The organism is Paenibacillus sp. JT22N15 (assembly GCF_059383755.1).
Map to the genome: position 1 here is coordinate 113,500 of NZ_JBXENV010000003.1, position 21,176 is coordinate 134,675.

General features: G+C 49.2%; 19 protein-coding genes. 16 read left to right on the forward strand and 3 right to left on the reverse strand.

Features of this window, described 5'->3' with window-relative positions; genetic code table 11:
* Positions 1-65: 65 nt before the first annotated feature.
* The 5 genes from AC50X8_RS06660 to AC50X8_RS06680 all read left to right on the forward strand — a co-directional run bounded on the left by AC50X8_RS06660 (position 66) and on the right by AC50X8_RS06680 (position 3,440).
* Complete coding sequence (locus AC50X8_RS06660; protein ID WP_056040776.1) at positions 66-446, forward strand: LysM peptidoglycan-binding domain-containing protein; 381 nt, start codon at positions 66-68, stop codon at positions 444-446.
* A 348-nt stretch (positions 447-794) separates the two neighbouring features.
* Entirely contained in the window at positions 795-998 is a 204-nt protein-coding gene (locus tag AC50X8_RS06665) for a DUF896 domain-containing protein (RefSeq protein WP_056040774.1), read from the forward strand.
* 31 nt (positions 999-1,029) lie between these two features.
* The gene (locus tag AC50X8_RS06670) at positions 1,030-2,016 is read left to right on the forward strand and encodes an aldo/keto reductase (RefSeq protein ID WP_494860077.1); all 987 of its coding nucleotides are present in this window, start codon (positions 1,030-1,032) and stop codon (positions 2,014-2,016) included.
* Positions 2,017-2,123: 107 nt separating this feature from the next.
* Entirely contained in the window at positions 2,124-2,630 is a 507-nt protein-coding gene (locus AC50X8_RS06675; protein WP_056040770.1) for a hypothetical protein, read from the forward strand.
* A gap of 24 nt (positions 2,631-2,654) precedes the next feature.
* Positions 2,655-3,440, forward strand: a complete 786-nt coding sequence (locus AC50X8_RS06680) for an HAD family hydrolase (protein ID WP_494860079.1) — start codon at positions 2,655-2,657, stop codon at positions 3,438-3,440.
* A gap of 113 nt (positions 3,441-3,553) precedes the next feature.
* On the opposite strand, the gene AC50X8_RS06685 is transcribed toward AC50X8_RS06680, so the two are convergent.
* Positions 3,554-4,096, reverse strand: coding sequence for a 1,2-dihydroxy-3-keto-5-methylthiopentene dioxygenase (locus tag AC50X8_RS06685; protein ID WP_056040766.1), 543 nt, complete (start codon positions 4,094-4,096; stop codon positions 3,554-3,556).
* Between the two features lie 180 nt (positions 4,097-4,276).
* Here AC50X8_RS06685 and metH point away from each other — a divergent pair, with 180 nt between their 5' ends.
* The 3 genes from metH to AC50X8_RS06700 all read left to right on the forward strand — a co-directional run bounded on the left by metH (position 4,277) and on the right by AC50X8_RS06700 (position 9,844).
* Positions 4,277-7,699 carry a methionine synthase gene (gene metH, locus AC50X8_RS06690; RefSeq protein ID WP_494879117.1) on the forward strand — a complete coding sequence of 1,141 codons (3,423 nt, stop codon included), beginning with the start codon at positions 4,277-4,279 and terminating at the stop codon, positions 7,697-7,699.
* 102 nt (positions 7,700-7,801) lie between these two features.
* Positions 7,802-8,737, forward strand: a complete 936-nt coding sequence (rnz, locus tag AC50X8_RS06695; RefSeq protein ID WP_494879118.1) for a ribonuclease Z — start codon at positions 7,802-7,804, stop codon at positions 8,735-8,737.
* Positions 8,738-8,875: 138 nt separating this feature from the next.
* On the forward strand, positions 8,876-9,844 hold the full coding sequence (locus tag AC50X8_RS06700) for a metal-dependent hydrolase (RefSeq protein WP_494879119.1): 969 nt from the start codon (positions 8,876-8,878) through the stop codon (positions 9,842-9,844).
* Positions 9,845-9,889: 45 nt separating this feature from the next.
* On the opposite strand, the gene AC50X8_RS06705 is transcribed toward AC50X8_RS06700, so the two are convergent.
* Together AC50X8_RS06705 and AC50X8_RS06710 are read right to left on the reverse strand one after the other, a co-directional pair.
* Positions 9,890-10,519 carry an SdpI family protein gene (locus AC50X8_RS06705; RefSeq protein WP_494879120.1) on the reverse strand — a complete coding sequence of 210 codons (630 nt, stop codon included), beginning with the start codon at positions 10,517-10,519 and terminating at the stop codon, positions 9,890-9,892.
* Between the two features lie 44 nt (positions 10,520-10,563).
* Complete coding sequence (locus tag AC50X8_RS06710; protein ID WP_056040756.1) at positions 10,564-10,821, reverse strand: autorepressor SdpR family transcription factor; 258 nt, start codon at positions 10,819-10,821, stop codon at positions 10,564-10,566.
* A 190-nt stretch (positions 10,822-11,011) separates the two neighbouring features.
* On the opposite strand from AC50X8_RS06710, the gene AC50X8_RS06715 reads away from it, so the two are divergent.
* From AC50X8_RS06715 to AC50X8_RS06750, 8 genes are all read left to right on the forward strand, one after another.
* Positions 11,012-13,297, forward strand: a complete 2,286-nt coding sequence (locus AC50X8_RS06715) for a DEAD/DEAH box helicase (RefSeq protein WP_056040754.1) — start codon at positions 11,012-11,014, stop codon at positions 13,295-13,297.
* Entirely contained in the window at positions 13,294-14,685 is a 1,392-nt protein-coding gene (locus AC50X8_RS06720; RefSeq protein WP_494879121.1) for a ribonuclease H-like domain-containing protein, read from the forward strand. Before AC50X8_RS06715 ends, AC50X8_RS06720 begins: the two co-directional genes overlap by 4 nt.
* Entirely contained in the window at positions 14,675-15,487 is an 813-nt protein-coding gene (locus AC50X8_RS06725) for a TIGR01457 family HAD-type hydrolase (protein ID WP_494879122.1), read from the forward strand. The genes AC50X8_RS06720 and AC50X8_RS06725 overlap by 11 nt, the downstream gene beginning before the upstream one ends.
* Positions 15,488-15,526: 39 nt before the next feature.
* On the forward strand, positions 15,527-16,351 hold the full coding sequence (locus tag AC50X8_RS06730; protein ID WP_494879123.1) for an Fpg/Nei family DNA glycosylase: 825 nt from the start codon (positions 15,527-15,529) through the stop codon (positions 16,349-16,351).
* Positions 16,352-16,375: 24 nt separating this feature from the next.
* Positions 16,376-16,708: a cyclic-phosphate processing receiver domain-containing protein gene (locus AC50X8_RS06735; RefSeq protein ID WP_494860088.1), complete on the forward strand. Its 333-nt coding sequence runs from the start codon at positions 16,376-16,378 to the stop codon at positions 16,706-16,708.
* Positions 16,709-16,738: 30 nt separating this feature from the next.
* The gene (locus AC50X8_RS06740; RefSeq protein WP_494879124.1) at positions 16,739-17,761 is read left to right on the forward strand and encodes an SAM-dependent methyltransferase; all 1,023 of its coding nucleotides are present in this window, start codon (positions 16,739-16,741) and stop codon (positions 17,759-17,761) included.
* A gap of 75 nt (positions 17,762-17,836) precedes the next feature.
* Complete coding sequence (locus tag AC50X8_RS06745; protein WP_056040871.1) at positions 17,837-19,576, forward strand: cache domain-containing sensor histidine kinase; 1,740 nt, start codon at positions 17,837-17,839, stop codon at positions 19,574-19,576.
* Positions 19,560-21,134 (forward strand): response regulator transcription factor, encoded by a 1,575-nt coding sequence (locus tag AC50X8_RS06750; protein WP_494879125.1) that lies wholly within the window; start codon positions 19,560-19,562, stop codon positions 21,132-21,134. Before AC50X8_RS06745 ends, AC50X8_RS06750 begins: the two co-directional genes overlap by 17 nt.
* The last annotated feature ends 42 nt before the right edge of the window (positions 21,135-21,176 follow it).

Sequence of the window (21,176 nt, forward strand, 5' to 3'; positions counted from 1 at the left end):
CTGTTGACCACAAACAAATGTTCGTGTTAATATCGAAACAGAACAAACGTTTGGGAGTGAGGGCAATGATCATTTATCCAGAATCCTATCAATCTATATTCTCAGAGAAAGCGCCTGTTAAGGCGGCAAAGATGAAATGGCAAATCAGCATGGCTGGATTTAGCAACTATGCTTTGAAGTTGGCGGTGTGTCTGACTCTGTTTATCGTATTGTTTTCTGGTTTTTTATTGGTGCGCACAGAAGCTTCAGTGAATCATGTTGCGCCAGCGTCTGCTGGAGAGCAGACGGTAGTGGTTGCGCAAGGCGATACATTATGGGAGCTTGCACGTAAATACTCGGACAGTTCTGATGATATACGCTGGTCCGTTTATCAAATACGGGAACGCAACCAGCTGTCGTCGCCAGATATATGGCCTGGGCAGAAGCTGGTCATTCCTTCTCCATAGCTTCATTAAGAAGCATGCCTCTATACTATACGCAAGCTGTTTGCATGACGGAAATCATGTAGCTGTTCTTCGTAACTTTTGAAGCGTGAATACTCGACCTAAATACAGAATAGATCGGAACAATGATAGCATTATCGTTGTACGATCTATTCTGTATTTAATTATAGCCCCATTTTCTTGAAATATAGGAAAGGATATGATTTTCTCATCCATTCTCTATATTTCTCGGACTGAAACGCGCTGCGCCGCCAAAGGACGGCGACAGCCGTTTCACCTTGACAACTGCGTATTGGTAATGTCAAAGTAGAAAGAGTTTGGGAAAAGTACAGCAAGTGAGGTGAGCAATCAATGGAAGAGCTTATTGCCAGAATTAATGAATTATCCCGTAAAAATAAAACAGTCGGTTTGACGCCCGAGGAACTGACGGAACGGGCTGAGCTGCGCAGTAAATATATGGAGCAGTTTAAAAGCAATTTTCGCCAACAGCTTGATACGATTAAATTCGTAGAAGATGAAGAGAGTGAAGCGGGAGACGAGAAGCCACAGCATTAATTATTTTAATGGGAGAGGCGGTCATCATTTTATGAAATACCAACTGCTTGGACGTAGTGGACTAGCTGTTTCTGAACTTTGTCTTGGAACGATGACATTTGGCAATACAACGAATGAGCAGGATTCGCTTGAGATGATCAATCGTTTTGTGGAGCGCGGCGGCAATTTTCTCGATACGGCGAACGTTTATGTAAGCGGACGCTCTGAAGAGATCGTCGGAAAAGCGATTAAAGGCCGTCGTTCTGAGATGGTCGTTGCTACAAAGGTTAGAATGACAACATCACCTGATATTAATGGAGTAGGGCTGTCCCGCAAGCATATTATGGACGGCGTGGAAGCGAGCCTCAAGCGACTGCAAACCGATTACATTGACTTGTATCAGGTTCATGTATGGGATCATGCTACGCCGATTGAAGAGACGCTGCGGACGCTCGATGATCTTGTCACATCAGGCAAGGTGCGTTACATCGGCTGTTCTAACTTTTTTGCATGGCAGCTTATGAAATCTTTGGCATGGAGCGATGCTAATAGGTATGTACGCTTTGTTTCGCTGCAGCCTCAATATAGCCTCGTTAGTCGCCAGATGGATCGCGAAATGATGTCGCTTTGCCTAGAAGAAAACGTTGGCGTTATTCCATGGGCTCCGCTTGGTGGCGGTTTTCTGACCGGCAGGTATGATCGCACAGAGCCGACAGAGGGCAGATTGACAAGCAAAGTAGGCGAAAGTGCTTGGGCAAACCGGGCAAATGAGCAAAACTTTGCTGTTTTGGATGCTGTATTAGCAGCCGCCAAGGAACTTGATAAAACACCTGCTCAAGTTTCACTGAATTGGCTGCTGCAAAGGGAAGGCATTACGTCCCCAATCTTTGGTGCTAGTACGCTTGCGCAATATGAGGATAATATGGGAGCTGTCGGCTGGACGATGCCTGAAGAAATATGGAACCGTCTGGATGAGGTCAGCGCGCTTGCCGAAGACTATCCGAATCGTTTTATTGCAAAATTCAAACGTCCGTTTTAACGAATTACTGTGAAACCTGGAGATATACGGTGTCAGCCTGCATCACTTGTCTGACTTGATTTATTAAGCGTGATTTTGTGCTGCAGCCATAATAAGGAGGAACGAATTTGTCACGTACATGGGAGCGCAAGGTGCGCCGAAATACGAACCAAATTAACAAAAATCGCAAAAAACAAGGCGGCCCAAGCTTTAAACCAGCTGGACCCCAATCAGATCGTTTTGTTGGCCGCAGCTATATTGCGCCGATTTTACTCCTGCTGTTTATTGCCATGTACGTTATACTTGCCCAAATGGACCCGCAATTTAAATTCGATACCTTGCTAGGTGTGACAATTGGCTGCTATGTATTTCTGGCAATTGTATTTTTCCTGCGGCGCCCGTATATTACAATCGGTAAAAACTATGTTCAAACACGCAAGATGACTGGCGACAAGCGTCTAGGTGCAGAAGCGATCAAGACGATTCGCGTACAGCCTGGCTATGTGACGATTGAACCGCAAAAAGGATCGACGTGGGCTTTTTCGCGAGTATTTCATCGTTATCCAACGGATGAAATCAGCGCAAGATTAGAGCAATTTGCCAAAGATAACGGCATAACATACGAACAAAAATAAAACGACCAGGAGCGTCAGTGAACAATGGCAAAGCTAGCGGTATTATTTGATTTGGATGACACACTGCTATGGGATGACCGTAGTGTAAAAGAAGCATTTGATGCGACCTGTCAAGCAGGTGCGGAAGCAGCGGGCGTAGATGCGGTAGAGCTGGAGGAAGCTGTTCGCAAGGAAGCTCGCAGCCTATATGAATCGTATGAAACGTTCCCTTTCACGAAAATGATCGGAATTAATCCTTTTGAAGGCCTATGGGCTAACTTCCGTGAGGGAGAACAGGAGGAGTTCAGAAAGCTGGAGCAGCTTGCACCCGCTTATCGTCGTGAAGCATGGACGAAAGGGCTAAAAGCGCTGGGCGTAGACAATCCAGAGCTTGGCGCCATACTGGCCGAGCAGTTTCCGGCAGAGCGCAGAGCGCGCCCGATTGTATATGATGAAACGTTTCGATTGCTAGATGCGCTAAAAGGCAAGTATAAGCTGCTGCTGCTAACGAACGGCTCACCGGATTTGCAGCAGGAGAAGCTTACAGGCGTTCCACAGCTTGCGCCTTATTTTGACCACATCATTATTTCGGGCGCTTTCGGTGAAGGCAAGCCGGCCGCTTCGATTTTCCGCCATGCGCTGGAGCGCCTTGGTATTGAACCGGAGCAGGGTATAATGGTTGGGGACAAACTGACTACGGATATTTTAGGTGCAAATGCCATTGGTATGGATTCGGTATGGATTAATCGCCATGGCGCTGTTCGGTCGGATGAAATTGTGCCTACATATGAAATTAAGCATTTAGAGGAATTGCTGCCGCTGCTGGGATAGTCGCGCATACTCGCGCCATTACTGCTGCAAAAGCATAAGAAGAAGCCCCTTGGTCCATTTGACATGGCTCAAGGGGCTTCTCTGTATAATGACGCAATTCAATGAAGAAACGATCAAGCTTTAGTGAAAGCAGGGTCTTCGAACGGGTGGGCAATCCAGCCCTCCGTTTCAATAAACAGGCGAACAGCAACGATTTGACGGTTATCCATCAATGTGAAGAAGTGAGGAATTGTTTCTGGAACCGAAATAACGTCTCCCGCTTCCAGCTCAACGTCGAAATAACCGACTTCTTCGCTGCCTTTAATAATAAAGATTCCGCGTCCAGCTGTAATCGCCCGCACTTCATCTTCTGTGTGCGTATGCACTTGCTCAAAACGTTTTAAAATATCATCAAGACCTGGGGTAGCATCTGAAAGGGCAACGATATCCCATGTTTTGTAACCGCGACGCTGGGCAAGCTCGCGAATTTCTACATCGTAAGTAGCGAGAATTTCCGCTTTCTCTTCATCGGATAATACAAATTTATCTTGCAGATGGCCTGGCAACTTGCTAGCATCCCAGTGTTCATAAAGCACTTCTTGGCTTTCCAAAAACGCGCGAACGTTCTGCTCGCCAGATATTCTTTCCTCAGTATTGCGAATTCTAATCTCAGCCATCACAATTCCCTCTTTTCCTATTGAAATTAAATGTTATATTAAATATATAATGATTATAATGCAAAAACAAGCGATTGTCGATTGCAATTGCTTTTCACATTGCGTCGATTCTGTTAAACTGAACTTTAGTGATTTTCACAGGAAGGGTGCACATAATTGTCGAAACCAACCATACAAGAAATGATGCAAAAGCGGATATTGATTTTGGACGGCGCAATGGGAACGATGATTCAGCAAGCCGATCTTACCGAGGATGATTTTGGCGGTGAGGATATGGACGGCTGTAATGAAATACTCGTGTTGACGCGTCCTGATGTCATCCGTACTATACATGAACAATATTTAGAGGCAGGCACGGACATTTTGGAAACGAATACGTTCGGAGCAACTAGCGTCGTGCTGGCTGAATACGATATACCGGAAAAGGCGCGCGAAATCAACCTGGCTGCGGCGAAAATTGCCCGTGAAGCGGCGGATAAATATTCGACGCCTGAGCATCCGCGTTATGTGGCAGGAGCGCTTGGTCCGACGACGAAGACGCTTTCTGTAACAGGCGGTGTTACTTTTGAAGAGCTTGTGGACAGCTACTACGAGCAGGTCATTGCGCTCATGGAAGCAGATGTAGATGCGCTGCTTCTTGAAACCTCCCAGGATACACTTAATGTAAAAGCGGGGAGCATCGGCATTCGCAATGCGTTTGAGACGATGGGTCGTGAGCTTCCGATCATGATTTCGGGAACGATTGAGCCTATGGGAACGACGCTTGCGGGCCAAAGCATTGAATCGTTTTATATTTCGCTGGAGCATTTGAAGCCAATATCTATGGGGCTAAACTGTGCGACAGGTCCTGAGTTTATGCGTGACCATATTCGTACGCTTAGTGAAATTGCCAATTCGGCAGTAAGCTGTTATCCGAACGCGGGCTTACCGGATGAGAACGGTAAATATCATGAGTCGCCAGAATCGCTAGCGAAAAAAATGTCTGCTTTTGCCGAGCAGGGCTGGCTTAACATTGCTGGCGGCTGCTGCGGTACGACGCCGGACCATATCCGCGCTCTTGTCGAGACGATGGCGAAATATCCGCCGCGTACCAAATATGGCGAGCATCCTGCAGCAGTATCCGGCATTGATACCGTCTATATTGAGCCGGAAAACCGCCCAATTATGATAGGGGAGCGCACGAACATTTCCGGCTCGCGGAAGTTCAAGCGTCTGATCAAAGAAGAGAAGTTTGACGAAGCTTCGGAAATTGCCAGAGCGCAAGTAAAAGGCGGAGCCCATGTCATTGACATTAACTTGCAGGATACGGATATTGATGAAGCGTACGCCGTTCATCATTTTTTGCCGCAAGTTGTCAAGAAAATTAAAGTGCCGCTCATGCTTGATTCGACGTACGATCATATTATTGAGCTGGGCCTTAAATATTCGCAAGGAAAAGCGATCATTAACTCCATTAACCTGGAGGATGGCGAAGCCAAGTTTGAAAAGATTCTTCCGCTTATCCATCAATATGGCGCAGCTGTCGTCATGATACTAATTGATGAGCGCGGTCAGGCGGTTAGCCGTGAAGCGAAGCTCGAAGTGGCAGAGCGTTCCTACCGTTTGCTTGTTGATAAGTATGGCATGAACCCGGAGGATATTATTTTTGACCCGAATATGTTCCCGGTTGGCTCTGGTGACCCGCAATATATTGGCTCCGCAGTGGAGACGATTGAGGGTATTAAACTAATCAAAGAAAAATATCCGCTTGCCAAAACGATTCTAGGCCTGAGCAACATTTCCTTCGGCTTGCCGGATGCGGGTCGCGAAGTATTGAACTCGGTTTATTTGTACCATTGTACAAAAGCGGGACTTGATTATGCGATTGTGAACACCGAGAAGCTGGAGCGTTACGCTTCGATTCCTGAAGAGGAGCGCAGACTGGCGGAGGAATTGATTTTTAATACGACAGACGAGACGCTGGCTGCTTTCGTTGCCGCCTTCCGCGAGAAGAAAGTGGTCAAGAAAGAGAAAATCTCCAACCTGACGCTGGAGGAAAGACTGGGTTCTTATGTCGTTGAAGGTACGAAGGAAGGACTAATTCCTGATCTGGATTTGGCGCTTGCCAAATATACGGCGCTGGAGGTCATCAATGGACCGCTCATGCGGGGGATGGAAGAGGTCGGCAGACTGTTTAATAATAATGAGCTCATTGTGGCGGAGGTACTGCAAAGCGCAGAGGTCATGAAAGCTTCGGTTGCTCATTTGGAGCAGTTTATGGAGAAGGATGAATCGTCCGTAAAAGGGAAAATTATATTGGCGACGGTAAAAGGCGATGTGCATGACATCGGCAAAAACCTCGTTGAAATTATTTTGTCCAACAACGGTTACAAGATTATTAATCTCGGCATTAAAGTACCACCTGAGAAGCTTATAGAAGCTTACCGCAATGAGAAGGCGGATGCGATTGGCCTGTCGGGCTTGCTGGTCAAATCGGCGCAGCAGATGGTCATTACAGCGCAGGATATGCGCAGCGCAGGCATTGACGCGCCAATTCTGGTCGGTGGTGCGGCGTTGACCCGGAAATTTACGAAGACGCGGATTGGTCCGGAGTATGACGGCTTGGTGCTGTATGCGAAGGATGCAATGGACGGGCTTGATATTGCCAATAAGCTTATGGATAAAGACCACCGTCAACGGATGGAAGATGAGATGGCGGAATACAAAGCATCGGGCGGCGAAGAAGAGGTTCAAAGCAAAGAGCTGCCTAAGCTTACCCGAATCGAGCGTTCAAAAATTTCAGTAGACGCGCCAGTGTACATTCCGCCTGATTTGGATCGCCATATTTTGCGCGATGTTCCGCTGCCGCATATTATTCCTTATATCAATATGCAGATGCTGCTCGGTCATCATCTAGGACTGAAGGGCAACGTGGAAAACCTGCTGAAGGAAAAGAACGAGAAGGCGGTTCATCTCAAAGAAACGGTTGACGGCATTTTGCATGAAGGAACGACGAACGGGATTTTGAAGGCTAACGGCATGTACCGCTTCTTCCCGGCGCAATCCTCAGGAAACGATATTATTATTTACGACGCTAACGATCAGACGAAGGAAATCAAACGTTTCACCTTCCCGCGCCAGCAGGTAGAGCCATTCCTTTGTTTGGCGGATTTCCTGAAGCCTGTAGATAGCGGCATTATGGATTATGTCGGCTTCCTCGTTGTAACGGCTGGCGAAGGCATTCGCGATTTGGCGGGGCAATGGAAGGATCAAGGCGATTACTTGCGTTCGCACGCGCTGCAATCGGTGGCGCTTGAAGTGGCGGAAGGACTTGCTGAGCGCGTCCACCATATGATGCGGGATATTTGGGGCTACCCGGATCCGCATACGATGACGATGAAGCAGCGCCACGGCGCACGTTATCAAGGGATTCGCGTATCGTTCGGCTATCCAGCCTGTCCGGATCTGGAAGATCAAGGTCCATTGTTCGAGCTGATGAAGCCGGAGGATATAGGCGTTGAGTTGACGGAAGGTTTCATGATGGAGCCGGAAGCATCGGTATCTGCGATGGTATTTTCCCATCCGGAAGCGCAATATTTTAACGTTGAGAAGGTTGAACGTTAGGTGCATAAATAGCATCATGAATAGCAGGGAGAGCCTCCGCAAAATCGTTTTTAACGATTGGCGGAGGCTTTATCCTATTTTTGAACAGGAGGCGGTAGGTGCATGGAAATTTGGTTTCTTGGAACAGGTGCGGGACGGCCGTCGAAAGAACGCAATGTAACGTCGATTGCGCTGCGGCTGCCAGAGCCGGATGGCGGGCTATGGATGTTCGATGCAGGCGAAGGCACTCAGCATCAAATGATGCGATCCCCGCTGAAAATGGGCAAGCTGAATGCACTATTCATTACGCATCTGCATGGTGATCATACCTTTGGGATTCCAGGTCTGCTTAGCACAAGATCTTATTCCGGCGGCAAAGGTCCGCTCCATTTGTTTGGTCCTGTAGGCATTGAAGAGATGGTGCGAACCGCGCTGCGGCTGAGCGGAACCCATATTGACTATGAGCTGATCATAACCGAGATCCAAGGGGATGGCGTTATTCATGAGGATGAGCGATTCGTTGTGGAAGCGTGGTCATTGGATCATCGCCTGCCCTGTTATGGCTACCGCTTGCTGGAGCGAGATTGTCCGGGCAAGCTTAATACAGAGCGTTTGAAAGCGCTGAGTGTTCCGTCAGGGCCGCTATATGGCAAGCTCAAGCAGGGCGAGGATGTGCAGCTGCCAGATGGCACGACGGTGCGTGCTGCTGAAGTAGCTGGAGCTCCATTAAAAGGAAGAATCATTGCAATTGCTGGCGATACCAGCCCATGTGCCAACATGGCCCGGCTTGCTGAAAATGCAGATTTGCTCGTTCACGAAGCGACGTTTGCTGCAGGACAGGAAGAGAAAGCGCATGAATATGGGCATTCGACGACGATTGAAGCAGCGCAGGCCGCTAAGGATGCAGGTGTGCAGCAGCTGATTATGACGCATTTCAGCTCGCGTTTTCTACTTGAGGATATGCCGATGCTGAAGGAAGAGGCCCAGCGTATTTTTCCGCAATCCGAAGCGGCCTATGATCTGTTCCATGCCAAAATAGCAAGGCGCAGCGACTGCTAGCCTTAGGGGACTTCCGTCCAGTCTGCTACACCCTAAGTCCCTCTTACGAAATCAACATATGCTGAAAATAATGCGTTGACATTCCCCCCGTATGATGGCTGTGAACAGCAGTATACACATCGGGGAGGCTGATACGTAATGGATACAGCAAGCCATTTATTGTTCGGCGCAACACTTGGGGGACTGGCGATGCTCGACCCTGCGCTCGCTGCGCAGCCAGCCGCGATGCTTGCCGTATGGACAGCAACGCTGCTCGGCAGCCATGCGCCGGATTTTGATACGGTGATGCGCTTTAAAGGGCAAGCGGCCTATGTGCGCCATCATCGCGGCATTACGCATTCACTGCCTGCGCCTGCCATTTGGTCACTGCTGGGCTTGCCGATTGCATGGCTTTATGGTGTGCCAGAGCTTGCCTGGCAGGTCGTAGGCTGGATGTTCGTTGCGGTCTGTTTTCACGTATTGCTGGACCTGCTCAATTCCTTTGGCGTGCAATGCGCCAGACCTGTAACGCAGAAATGGCTGCATTTAGATACGTTATGCTTATTTGATCCGTATTTGTTTGTTTTGCATGCATCAGGCTGTATCCTTTGGGCATCAGGCTTAGCCGAGCCAGGCCCGATGTTTGCCATCATTTACGCAATGACGGCTCTCTATATCGGATGGAGGCTGCGAGTAAGCCGTAAGGTGAAACGGCTGCTGCGAGAAAGCTTCGGCCTCCGTACGGGCATAACGCTCGTACCGTCACTGCTAGGCTACAGCTGGCAGTTTACAGCAGACTGCGGCGACCATTATGCAGCGGGCACGGTTGCCGGAGGTTTGGTTAAGATAGAGACGACAGTGTGCAAGCTGGATGACGCGGAATTGGTTCCAGTTGTGCGTGCGGCGATGAACGAGGAAGGCGTGAAAGCTCTATTGTCATTTTCCGAGCGGGTTCATGTGAATGTGCAGGAAAAGCTCGATGGTTACGAAGTGACCTGGAGCGATGTGCGTTTTTGGAATAAGCAGCAAATGCCGTTTGGGGTAGCTGTGACGCTCGATGCGGATATGAAGGTGCTGAATCACCGACTAGGTTGGAATAAAAAAACGTGGGAGCCTCCCCACGTTTAGTGAAATATTTTGAGAAAAAGCACGTATAGCGCTCCTCCAAGGGCGCTATATTTTTTTGTCAACAAATACAGTCGAGATGACCGATAGGATGGAGACGAGCACAATCAACGTCAGAAAGCTGATCAGCTGCACCATGCCTGGCAGGAACACCGTCACTATAATGAGAAAGCCGCCCCAGAAAAATATTTTGGCCGAAAGCTGATGTGTTTTGCGCCATACATGCTCGTTATTCAGCGTTATCGGTGTTTTGATGCCGATAAAGCGATTGGGCTTCATACGTGGCAAATAGTTCCCGATCGTAATGAACAAAATGCCGATAAACGGGATGACGACCATCTGAATATCAAGCTCGACGCCATAGCCATATGCGATGATAAAGCCTTGAATGGCGGCTAGGCCAAGCATCAGCACTTGATTGATAATATCGGTGCTTTTAATCGTGCTGGAGCTTGCAGCCATTTTGGGATCGATTTTCGGCAAATATTTAAACATCAGAGTAAGCAGCACCATCAAAGCCGGGATGAAAAATAAAGCAAACATTTTGCCGGCATAACGGTCAGGCTCGCCAAACGCATTCCAATGTACGGGCATAGTGGCAGGCAGAGAAGAGTAGAAGATTAACCCGGCAATAAATGATAGTGCGATAATGAGCCAAGTCCAAAAATTCTTTTTCATCATTCATCGTTCCTTTCCAAGTCAGGTCATAAATCGGTTGATGTTCATTGAAACGAAGCAATCCATTTGAGTAAATCCTGAAAGACGGTCGTATTCAGCGAGTAGTAAATATGCTGCCCTTTGCGCTCGTCCGATACTAGCTCAGCCTGCTTCAGCAAGCTTAAATGATGGGAAATGCTCGGCTTGGTCATGTGAAAATGGTCAGCAATTTCCCCCGCTGTCAAGTCCTGTTCTCTTAACAAATCAAGTATGGTGCGTCTTGTAGGATCGGATAACGCTTTAAACGCCTGGTTAATCGACAATGAGGGATGACCTCCTTTCGATATTTAGATAATTATCTAACAATCTAATATAATCACATTGTAATGGCTACGCCTTAAGCTGTCAATAAACGAATACCCAAAAAATAAAATTGCAGGCCGAACATGTATTCTTGTAAAATGAAAGAAACGAGTGTACTAGAAAAGTCAGGATACAAGGAGAGAAACAGTCATGAACCGCTGGACGGGAAAGACCTCGGGACTCGAGGAGTGGCTGGAGCTGCTGAAGCACGATCAGGACATAACGGACAATATTACCCACTGGCGGACCATTCCGCCTCGCGAGGCCTGTACCGCAGCATTGCCTGCGGATCTGCATCCTAAGCTTGCGGAAGCGCTGCGCTCAAAGGGAATTAATGAACTATATACGCATCAGGAAACGGCCTATCGGTTCGTTCGAGAAGGCCATAGCGTTGTAGCGGTCACCCCGACTGCCTCTGGCAAAACCTTATGCTACAACCTGCCGGTGCTCCAGTCTTTATTAGAGGATGAGGAAGGCCGGGCGCTGTATTTGTTTCCGACGAAGGCGCTGGCGCAGGATCAGGTGGCTGAGCTTCAGACGCTTGCCGACCTGATGGACGTCGACCTCAAGACGAATACATACGACGGGGATACCCCTCCGACTGTGAGGCAAGTGATCCGCAACGCTGGACATATCGTCGTAACGAATCCGGACATGCTGCATTCGGCGATTTTGCCGCATCATACGAAATGGGTTAAGCTGTTTGAAAATATTAAATATATCGTGATCGATGAGCTTCACGCTTACAGAGGCGTGTTCGGTAGTCACGTTGCCAATGTTATCCGCAGGCTCAAAAGAATTTGCCGGTTTTATGGGTCTAATCCGCAATTTATTTGTGCATCAGCGACCATTGATAATCCTGCCGAGCATGCAGCAAAGCTAATAGGCGAGCCTGTGCGGCTCGTTGATAATAATGGCGCGCCAACGGGCGAAAAGCATTTTATTTTTTATAATCCGCCTGTTGTGAACAGGCAGCTCGGCATTCGCCGCAGCAGCGTGCTGGAGACGAGGAAGCTGGCAGGCTTGCTGCTGCGGCAAGGCGTTCAGACGATTGTGTTCGCCCGCAGCCGGGTGCGCGTGGAGCTGCTGTTGACCTATTTGCAGGATATCATTAAGGACAAGCTCGATGCGAAGACGATTCGCGGCTACCGCGGCGGGTATTTGCCCAAGCTGCGGCGGGAAATTGAGCGCGGCCTGCGCAGCGGCGAAATTCGCGGCGTCGTCAGCACAAATGCGCTGGAGCTCGGCATTGACATTGGCCAGCTTCAAGCTTGCGTGCTGAACGGTTATCCGGGCACAGTAGCCAGCACCTGGCAGCAATCGGGTCGTGCGGGGCGCCGGCAGGGCAGCGCGGTTACTTTTTTAGTGGCAAGCAGCAATCCTTTGGATCAATATATGATTCAGAATCCTGACTTTTTCTTCAATCGCCCCCCAGAGCGCGCGCTTATCCATCCTGATAATTTGCTCGTGCTCATTGATCATGTGAAATGTGCGGCATACGAGCTTCCTTTTGAAGAGGGCGAGAAGTTTGGCGAGGAATCGCTTGCGGATATGATGGAGTTTTTAACAGAGGAAAAGGTGCTTCACCGTGCGGGCAGCCGCTGGTATTGGATGGAGCAATCGTTTCCCGCCCATAACATTTCGCTGCGTTCTGCAGCGCAGGAAAACTTCGTCATCATTGATATGACGGAGGGCAGCCGTGTACTCGGCGAAGTTGATCGCTTCAGTGCCCCAACGCTTATTCACGAAGAAGCGATATATATCCACGAGGGCGTGCAGTATCAGGTCGAGAAGCTGGATTATGCTGAGAAGAAAGCTTATGTGCGCAAAGTCGATGTCGATTATTACACCGATGCGAATCTCGCAGTGGAGCTGAAGGTGCTTTATGTAGACAAGGAGCGCGAATCGGGCGAGCTGACGAGGCAGTATGGAGAGCTGGCGCTGAATGCCAAGGCGACGATTTTCAAAAAAATTCGGCTGCGCAGCCATGAAAATATTGGCTCTGGCCCGATTCATTTGCCGGAGGAGGAGCTGCATACGAGCGGCTATTGGTTCTCGTTCAGCGAAGAGGCTGCTGCGCGCAAAAGCAAAAATGAGATGCAATACGCACTGCTGGGCATTGCGAATGTATTGGTTCATATTGCACCGCTCTATCTGATGTGCGATCCCTATGATATTCGCGTCGTGCCGCAGGTGAAGGCTGTGCATACACAGAAGCCGACGATTTATTTTTATGACCGGTACCCGGGCGGCATTGGACTGAGCGAAAGACTGTTTGAGGTGCATGATGAACTGATCCGCCAGGCAAAGTCGCTTATTCGCGGCTGTACTTGCTTGAGCGGATGCCCAGCCTGTGTGGGGCCGATTGAAGAGGTCGGACTGCTCGGCAAGGAGCAGGCGCTTAAGCTTCTGGAGGAAGCGGAGGGAAATACATGAGCAGTTTGCGAGAGCGAATGAATCGTCTGCGCAGCAGCGCAGCTGGATCAGCAAGCAGCACAGGCGAAGCGATAGAAAGTGCAGGGCAGCAGACTTCTAAAGTGCCTGATTTAGAAGTCTCTCTAGAAGCCTCTTTAGAAGGTAATAAAGAAGTCACAGAGACAGAAGCAGAAGTAGAATTAGAAATAGAAGCGGGCGCGGAGCAGCTTCCAGATAGCTGGCTCGCCATGGGCGTCAAGCTGCAAACGAATGAGGTAGGAACTTTTTTGCTGCGTGAAGTGAAATATCCTGCGGCCCATCAGCATGGCATTCACCGGCTCTCGGAGCTTGAGGAAGCCAGCAAAGGGCTATCCGCTTTTCACGGGGAGCAAATTGGCGCAGAGCATTTGCTCATTCTGGATTTGGAGACGACCGGTCTTGGAGTCGGGACAGGAAATGTGCCGTTTATGGTGGGCATTGCCTATTGGCAAGGGCAGCAGTTTATTGTAGAGCAGGCGCTAATTCGCCATCCGGCAGAGGAACGGGCGATGCTGGCCTATTTGAAGGAAAAGCTGACGGCTTATGCGTATCTGGTAACGTATAATGGACGAACGTTTGATTGGCCCGTTATGCTGAACCGATTTATATTGAATGGCTTCGGCAGCAAAGTGTGGGCGCCGCTGCATCTGGATTTTCTGCATCCTGCACGCAGCGTTTGGCGCAATACGCTTGCTTCATGCAGGCTAAGCCATGTGGAGGAAGAGCGGCTTGGCATTGAGCGTGTGGATGATGTCCCGGGCTCGCTTGCCCCGCAGCTGTATTTTCAATATTTAGCTGATCAAAATCCGGAGCCGCTGGAAGGCGTATTCCGCCATAATGAAATCGACATGCTTTCTCTTGCGAGCTTAGCGATCCGATTTGGGCATTTGTTAAATGGCGAAGCGGGCTGCGGCCCGCTGCCGATGCCGGAAGAGCCGGAGGAAATCGTGCGAACAGGGCTGTGGCTGGAGAAGATGGGACAGGCGGAGAAGGCGGAACGATTATTTGCGGTGGCAGAACAGCTTCCGGGTATGACGCTTAATGCATTGCTGCTGCTCGCGGCACGTGACAAGAAGGCTGGAAATTGGCGGCGAGCTGTGTTATTGTGGCAGAAGGCTGTAATGTTGCCTCACAAATTTGGGGCAAGCGATGACAGCGCCTTTATCGAGCTCGCTATGTATTACGAACATAAGCTGAAAGATTATGATTCGGCTTTATTATATGCGGACGAAGCGCTGCAGATGGCGCTTAGCCATCCGCTTCGGGGGCGTCAAACTGCCAAGCAGCGGGCGGAGCTTGCAGAGCTTCGCAAGCGGTCATTGCGCTTGCAGGGCAAGATAGGAAGGAAGCTGGGGAATCATGGGACATAATTTGCCTGAAATGCGGGGCCTGCTCATCGATCTCGATGGCACGCTTTATCATGGAACGAGAAGAATTGAAGGTGCAGATGCTTTGCTGCGCAAGCTTAAGGAGCTAAATCTTCCTTATCGGTTCGTTACCAACAACTCTTCGGCTACGCCGGGGGATGTAGCGGAGCGATTGAACAGGATGGATATTCCGGCGGAGGAGCAGGATGTGTGCACATCAGCGCAGGCTGCTGCTGAATATGTGGCTTCTGTAAAGCCGGGGGCTTCTGTTTTTGTTATTGGAGAGGCTGGCTTGCGCGCAGCTATTGAAGAAGCCGGCTTGCGGCTAACGGAAGAACAGCCGGATTTTGTTATTCAAGGTATCGACCGTGAGCTTAGCTATTCGAGGCTTTCGCTTGCGGTTCGCTATATTCATGGCGGAGCTCCGTTTATTTTAACGAACCCTGATTTGCTGCTTCCAACGGAAGGCGGTTTAATGCCGGGGGCTGGTTCAATTGGAGCGATGCTGCAAGCAGCAGGGGGCAAGGAGCCGATTGTCATTGGCAAGCCTTCATCGATTTTGATGGATTATTCCTTAAAGCAGCTCGGCCTTCCGGCTTCGGACACATGGGTAATCGGTGACAATCTGGCTACGGATATTGCAGCTGGCCGCGCTTCGGGCTGTGGGACGCTGCTCGTTTTGACAGGACTTACAACGGAGCAAAATTATAAGCACTATTCGGAACGCGCAGGCTGCGAACCGGATAAAATATGTAGAAATTTAGATGAGCTGATCTCTTATATTACGGAAACTGCAAACAGCTGACATAGGGATAGCGTACAGACAGGAAGGAAGCGAACAGCAATGCCGGAATTGCCGGAAATCGAAAATTATCGCGTATTATTAACAGAACGGCTCGCAGGAGACCGAATTACAGGCACACAAGTGCTGCAAGAGAAGTTTCTAAATGTTTCCGCTGAGCAGTTTGACGAAGCGCTAACGAATAGAACGATCTGGTTTGTGGAGCGTCGTGGCAAGCATTTGCTTCTGCATCTAGACAATGGCAAACGTTTGCTTGCGCAGCTTCATGCTGGAGCGTCCCTGTTTTATGGGCAAGGCGAGGTACGCCCGCAGAGCGAGGCGCAAATCGTCATTCATTTGGAAAAGGGCAGCCTTTATGTTGCAGGAATGCGCCAGGGCTTTGTTCATCTTTTATCGGTTAAAGAAACGCAGCAGGTGCTGGCAGAGCTGGGGCCTGATCCTTTAGATAAAAGGCTGACGCTTGAAAAGTTTGTTCAGCTGTTCCGTAAAAAACGCGGAGCTTTGAAGGCTGCTTTGGCTGATCAGCAAGTAATTAGCGGAATCGGTTCCTTTTATGCCGATGAAATTGCATTTGCTGCCGCTGTGCGTCCGGATATCAAAATTCCGCTTATTCAAGAAGACGCATGGCAGCGTCTATATGAGGCGATGCATGTGGTGCTGAAGGATGCGGCGGCTAAGGGAGGCAGCATGGAGCAGCCCCTTACGATGGACGACAAGCTGACAGGCGGCTACTATACACAGCGCCGTGTCTACGAGCGTGCAGGGGAAGCATGCGGTACTTGCGGTTCTCAGATTGAAGTCGTTGGCACTGCTGCGCGCAAGGCATTTGTCTGTCCTTCCTGCCAGCCGGAGCAAGTGGAAAGCTAAAAGTCGCGAACGGGGGAATCGTTCATGATACATCTTTTTTTAGACGATTACAGGCATTGCCCAAAGGGATTTGTACTGGCTTTGACAGCTGAGCAATGCAAACAAATGATTGATACGGAAGAAATTGATATTTTATCGCTTGATTATGATTTAGGCTGGAACCAGGATACGGGTGCGGAGGTTGTTCGCCATATGGTGAGCACCGGACGTTATCCAAAGCAGGTTTTCCTGCACACTTCCAGCGCAGCAGGACGGGTACAAATGTATCAAATGCTGTACGCCAATGCACCGAAGGAAACGAAAGTGCATAATGGGCCGATGCCGTTCTCGCTGCTGGAGGAAATTGCTTCATTGTAAAGGTTTGTGTGATGTTAGGGAGGTGGCGTTATGAGCCGGTGGATTGGTACGGCTAATCAAGGATATGCTGCCTATGCGGTAGAAGAGCTGAGGCGTTTATTAGGACAGCTGAAAGTGACGCAGCTTGCAGCTGGAGAAGTGTTTTTGTTTGAAAGTCCGCTTTCAAGGGAAGAAACCTTGGAAGCGGTTCAGCGGCAGCTGCCGATTTTTTTAAGGCATTTGCAGCCGGTTGACCGCGTCATTGAGGCAAGCGGCGATGCGGATGATTTGGAAGAGCTGTCCAGAGTGGTGCGGAATGCACAGCTTTCTTTTGTGGACAAGCAGGTATCGATTCATTTGCGCAAGGCGAAGGTTACCGTCTATCCGTATTCTGCGGCAGATACGAAAGCGGTGCTGGATGCGGTGCTTGAGGAAATCGGAGCCGAATCTGCGAGACAATCGCCGGATATGATTATTGCGATTTATGCTGCTGCAAGCCAGCTTTATGTCGGCTGCGGCACACCAGTGGAGATGTTATCCGATTGGCCGGGCGGCGCTGTGCGTTTTCAACGGGAGGAAGGGCAAATTTCCCGGGCGAAGTTTAAGCTGCTGGAGGCGGAACGGGAGTTTGGTCTGCACTATGAAACTTTCCAGAAGGCGCTGGACATTGGTGCGGCACCGGGAGGCTGGACGTCGCTGCTGCTGGAACGAGGTCTCCGAGTGACGGCCGTCGATCCTGGCGAGCTGCATCCTTCGTTAAATGGCCATCCTGCATTAACCTACCATAAGCGTAATGCGTCGGATGTGAAGCTGCCCGCAGAAGCTTATGATTTGCTCGTCTGCGATATGAGCTGGAGCCCGATGCAAATGAGCAGGCTCGTGCTTGACCTGCAGCAGTCCTTAGCGCGTGAAGCTACAGCGATTATTACCATTAAGCTCATGCACCGCAAGCCGCTGCAAACGATTCGAGATGTGTCAGAGCGGCTCAGCTCCGCTTTTACGATTGAGAGGGCCAAGCAGTTGTTCCACAATCGCGATGAAATTACATTATATTTAAAATATCGCAAGGCTTAGTTATAGAAGCAATTCGTGATGAGCGCTCCAACCGGGGCGCTTATTGTCGATAAGGGGGCAGTTCCTTTGCGTAATATGAGAGCGCTTTATGCGAATTTGCGTATTAAACATAAGCTGTTCCTTCTCCTCTCCGCCGTCCTATTAACCGTTGCGGTACTTGGCGGCGTTCTTCAGCAATATGCCTTCGACATCTACGATCAGAAAATCTATGAGCAATCTGCCAAAGCGTTAAGTCTCTCTGCTGTAAGCATTGAGAATGAGCTTCGAAAAATCGAGCAGTTGTCCTATACGATTGCAACAGACACCAAAGTACAGGAATATTTGCGGACTATTAAGAGCGGTGGAACGGAATACGATAACTATGTGCTTCAAATGAATATACAGGACCGCGTCGTTAATTTGGGCGGCTTGGATAAATATATTCATTCCGTTCAGCTATATGATGTGCATGATAAGGCTTATGCAACCGGCGTGCGCACGATAAATTTATCCAGTTCCAGACTGGAGCGGCTCAAGCTGGAAACGAAGCGAAATGAAGGGGGCAATACGTGGGTAGCGCCTGGCGAAGGCGACAGCTCGCTATCGGCAGCCCGTGAAATTCGCAGCTATAAAAATTTGGATATGGATTATTTAGGCACCATTGTCGTGCGCGTAGATGCGGTCAAGCTGTTCCATGACTTGTCGGCTGGCCTTGACAGCAGCGGAGCTAATATGATGATTGCCAGAGGTGCAGAATTAATTTATCCAGACAAGGCTATTTTTTCTGTCGAAGAGCTCTTAAGTTTGACAGATGGGTCAAGCGGATACCGCATTATGGAGCGGGAAGGCAATTCTTTTTTTGTCACCTACGTCGCTTCCAGCCGCATGAATTGGTATTATTATACGATCATCTCGTTTGATGATATTTTTCGCAATTTAGTTTGGGTCAAAAATTTCGTTATTGCCGCTTTTGGCTTGCTGTTTATTATTTCAGGCATATTTGCGCTGCGCGTCGCTAATGGGATTACTAAACCGATTGAACGGCTTAATGCCAATATGAAGCGCATTCAATTAGGGTATTTCGATTATGTTGAGGACCCAGCGGAGCGGGCGCTTGCGATGGATGAGGTAGGCCAAATGCAGCGAAACTTCCGTATCATGGTTGAACGCATCAATGAGCTGATTCATGAAAACTATGTCAAGCAGCTTGCGATTAAGGATACGCAGTTCAAGGCGCTCCAGGCGAACATTAATCCGCATTTTTTGTACAATACACTTGATTCGATTAACTGGAGCGCCAAAATGAGCAATCAGCTGCAAATTTCGCAAATGGTGGAAGCGCTCGGCTCCTTGCTTCGCACATCGATCAACTTGAAGGAGTCGATTATTCCGCTGCGCAAGGAACTGGAAATCGTCAATCATTACATTACGATTCAAACGTTCCGCTTTGAGGAGCGCCTCGACTTCAAGCTTGATGTTCCAGAGGAGCTGCTCAGCTGCGGTTTGCCAAAGCTGGCGCTGCAGCCGCTGATTGAAAATGCCATCCATTATGGATTGGAAGAAATGATTGACAGCTGTACCATTAGCATTCAGGCTTATATAGAGGAAGGGTACCTGTATATCGTTGTGCGGGATAATGGTCCCGGCATGGAGCAGGCTTATGCGGATAAGCTGTTAAGCGGCGAGGTGAAGACGAAAGGAACAGGGCTTGGGCTGCGAAATATTGATGAGCGCATTAAGCTGCTGTATGGCGAGGAATATGGCCTTCATGTGAGCAGCCAGCCGAATGAAGGGGCAGCGGTCAGCCTGAAGCTGCCTTATGAAAGGAAGGATTAGTTTGTTCAAAGTGCTGTTGGTAGACGACGAACGTATTATTTTGGAAGGCATTTCACAAATTGTTCCATGGACAAGCTCTGGCGCAGAGTTGATCGGCACTGCCCGAAATGGTTTGGAAGCGTTGACTTTTATTGAAGAACAACAGCCTGACATTATTATTTCAGATATCAAGATGCCAGGCATGGACGGACTTCAGCTTGTAGAGCGGGTAAAAGAGCTGTATCCGCAAATGGCATTCATTTTGCTTTCTGGGTTTAGTGAATTTGATTACGCGCGCACCGCGATGGCTTATGGAGTCAAACATTATTTGCTTAAGCCTTGTAATGAGACGAAGATTACGGAGGCGCTCATCGAGGTTATCGAAGATCTCCAGACGCAGCGCACGCAGCATCAATTCGTTCAAACGATTCAAAGCGAGCTGACCAGGGTGCTGCCCCATGCGAAAGCGCAATTTCTTAAAGAGCTCGTTACGAATAAAACGTATGGCAAGCGCGATTGGGATACGTATCGCCGGATGTTTCATATTACGCATGACACATTGCCAATCAGGCTCATCTTGATGCAGGTGGAAGGGATGTTTGAATACGAGCATATTTTTGCCCTGACGAACATTGCCGAAGAAAAGCTTGGCGAGGAAATTGTGCTGCTCAGTACAACGATCGGTCGGCACGTCCTGCTGCTTATTCAGGAAACAGAGCAGGAGGAGCAGCTGTTCTCCCGGCTGTCAGGCATGAAGTGCACCTTCACTGATTTTTATAAGCTTGAAACGACGATTGCCGTCAGCGGTGCTGGAGAAATTACGGATGCACGCAAAATGTACCGCGAGACGCTTGAATGCCTGAACTTCCGCTTTCATGTAGGAGAGGGCGCGATTATTACGCCTCAGGATCTTTCTACCGCAGCAGCTGTGCTGCCTTCGAGCTTCGATTATGACGAGGAGCAGCTTGGCATGGAGCTGAAAGCGGGGAACTGGGAAGCCGCGAGCGAGGAACTGGCCCGTTTTTTCCAATTGCTTGCCGATCAGCGCATGGATACGGTGCTGACAAAATCATATGTCATCCCGCTCTTTGTTACCATCTCCCGGCAAAGCGCACCGGATCGGTTAAACGATTATTTGCAAATGCTGGCACGGCTTGATGAGCTGGAGACGCTGAAGGCTATTGAAGCTTTCGTGAGACAAGCAGCTAAAGACATATGCGAGGCGAATTTTGATTCATTTGCCAGCAAGCAATCGACGGTTATAAAAAAAATGATCGAAGTTATCGCATCCAATCTCGCTGATCCGGCATTGTCGCTCAACTGGGTAGCGAATGAAATTTTATATATGAATGCGGATTATTTAGGCAAGCTGTTCAAGAAAGAAACGGGTGAGCGCTTCTCAGCCTACGTCATGAAGCTGCGTGTAGAGAAGGCGATGGAGGAAATTATGCGTACGGAGGACGTTAAAGTTTTCGAGCTTGCGGAGCGTTTTGGCTTCGGAGACAACCCGCAATATTTCAGCCAAGTTTTTAAAAAGCATACCGGCTATACGCCATCCGACTACAAGAGATCACTATAAACGTATAGTGATCTCTGTTTTTTTAACAAAAAAAGCGGTTTT

Bases quoted from the DNA above. Each gene is read 5' to 3' on its own strand.
- AC50X8_RS06660 (WP_056040776.1), top strand. From the start codon at position 66: ATGATCATTTATCCAGAATCCTATCAATCTATATTCTCAGAGAAAGCG.
- AC50X8_RS06665 (WP_056040774.1), top strand. From the start codon at position 795: ATGGAAGAGCTTATTGCCAGAATTAATGAATTATCCCGTAAAAATAAA.
- AC50X8_RS06670 (WP_494860077.1), top strand. From the start codon at position 1,030: ATGAAATACCAACTGCTTGGACGTAGTGGACTAGCTGTTTCTGAACTT.
- AC50X8_RS06680 (WP_494860079.1), top strand. From the start codon at position 2,655: ATGGCAAAGCTAGCGGTATTATTTGATTTGGATGACACACTGCTATGG.
- AC50X8_RS06685 (WP_056040766.1), bottom strand. From the start codon at position 4,096: ATGGCTGAGATTAGAATTCGCAATACTGAGGAAAGAATATCTGGCGAG.
- metH (WP_494879117.1), top strand. From the start codon at position 4,277: ATGATGCAAAAGCGGATATTGATTTTGGACGGCGCAATGGGAACGATG.
- rnz (WP_494879118.1), top strand. From the start codon at position 7,802: ATGGAAATTTGGTTTCTTGGAACAGGTGCGGGACGGCCGTCGAAAGAA.
- AC50X8_RS06700 (WP_494879119.1), top strand. From the start codon at position 8,876: ATGGATACAGCAAGCCATTTATTGTTCGGCGCAACACTTGGGGGACTG.
- AC50X8_RS06705 (WP_494879120.1), bottom strand. From the start codon at position 10,519: ATGAAAAAGAATTTTTGGACTTGGCTCATTATCGCACTATCATTTATT.
- AC50X8_RS06715 (WP_056040754.1), top strand. From the start codon at position 11,012: ATGAACCGCTGGACGGGAAAGACCTCGGGACTCGAGGAGTGGCTGGAG.
- AC50X8_RS06720 (WP_494879121.1), top strand. From the start codon at position 13,294: ATGAGCAGTTTGCGAGAGCGAATGAATCGTCTGCGCAGCAGCGCAGCT.
- AC50X8_RS06725 (WP_494879122.1), top strand. From the start codon at position 14,675: ATGGGACATAATTTGCCTGAAATGCGGGGCCTGCTCATCGATCTCGAT.
- AC50X8_RS06730 (WP_494879123.1), top strand. From the start codon at position 15,527: ATGCCGGAATTGCCGGAAATCGAAAATTATCGCGTATTATTAACAGAA.
- AC50X8_RS06735 (WP_494860088.1), top strand. From the start codon at position 16,376: ATGATACATCTTTTTTTAGACGATTACAGGCATTGCCCAAAGGGATTT.
- AC50X8_RS06740 (WP_494879124.1), top strand. From the start codon at position 16,739: ATGAGCCGGTGGATTGGTACGGCTAATCAAGGATATGCTGCCTATGCG.
- AC50X8_RS06745 (WP_056040871.1), top strand. From the start codon at position 17,837: ATGAGAGCGCTTTATGCGAATTTGCGTATTAAACATAAGCTGTTCCTT.
- AC50X8_RS06750 (WP_494879125.1), top strand. From the start codon at position 19,560: ATGAAAGGAAGGATTAGTTTGTTCAAAGTGCTGTTGGTAGACGACGAA.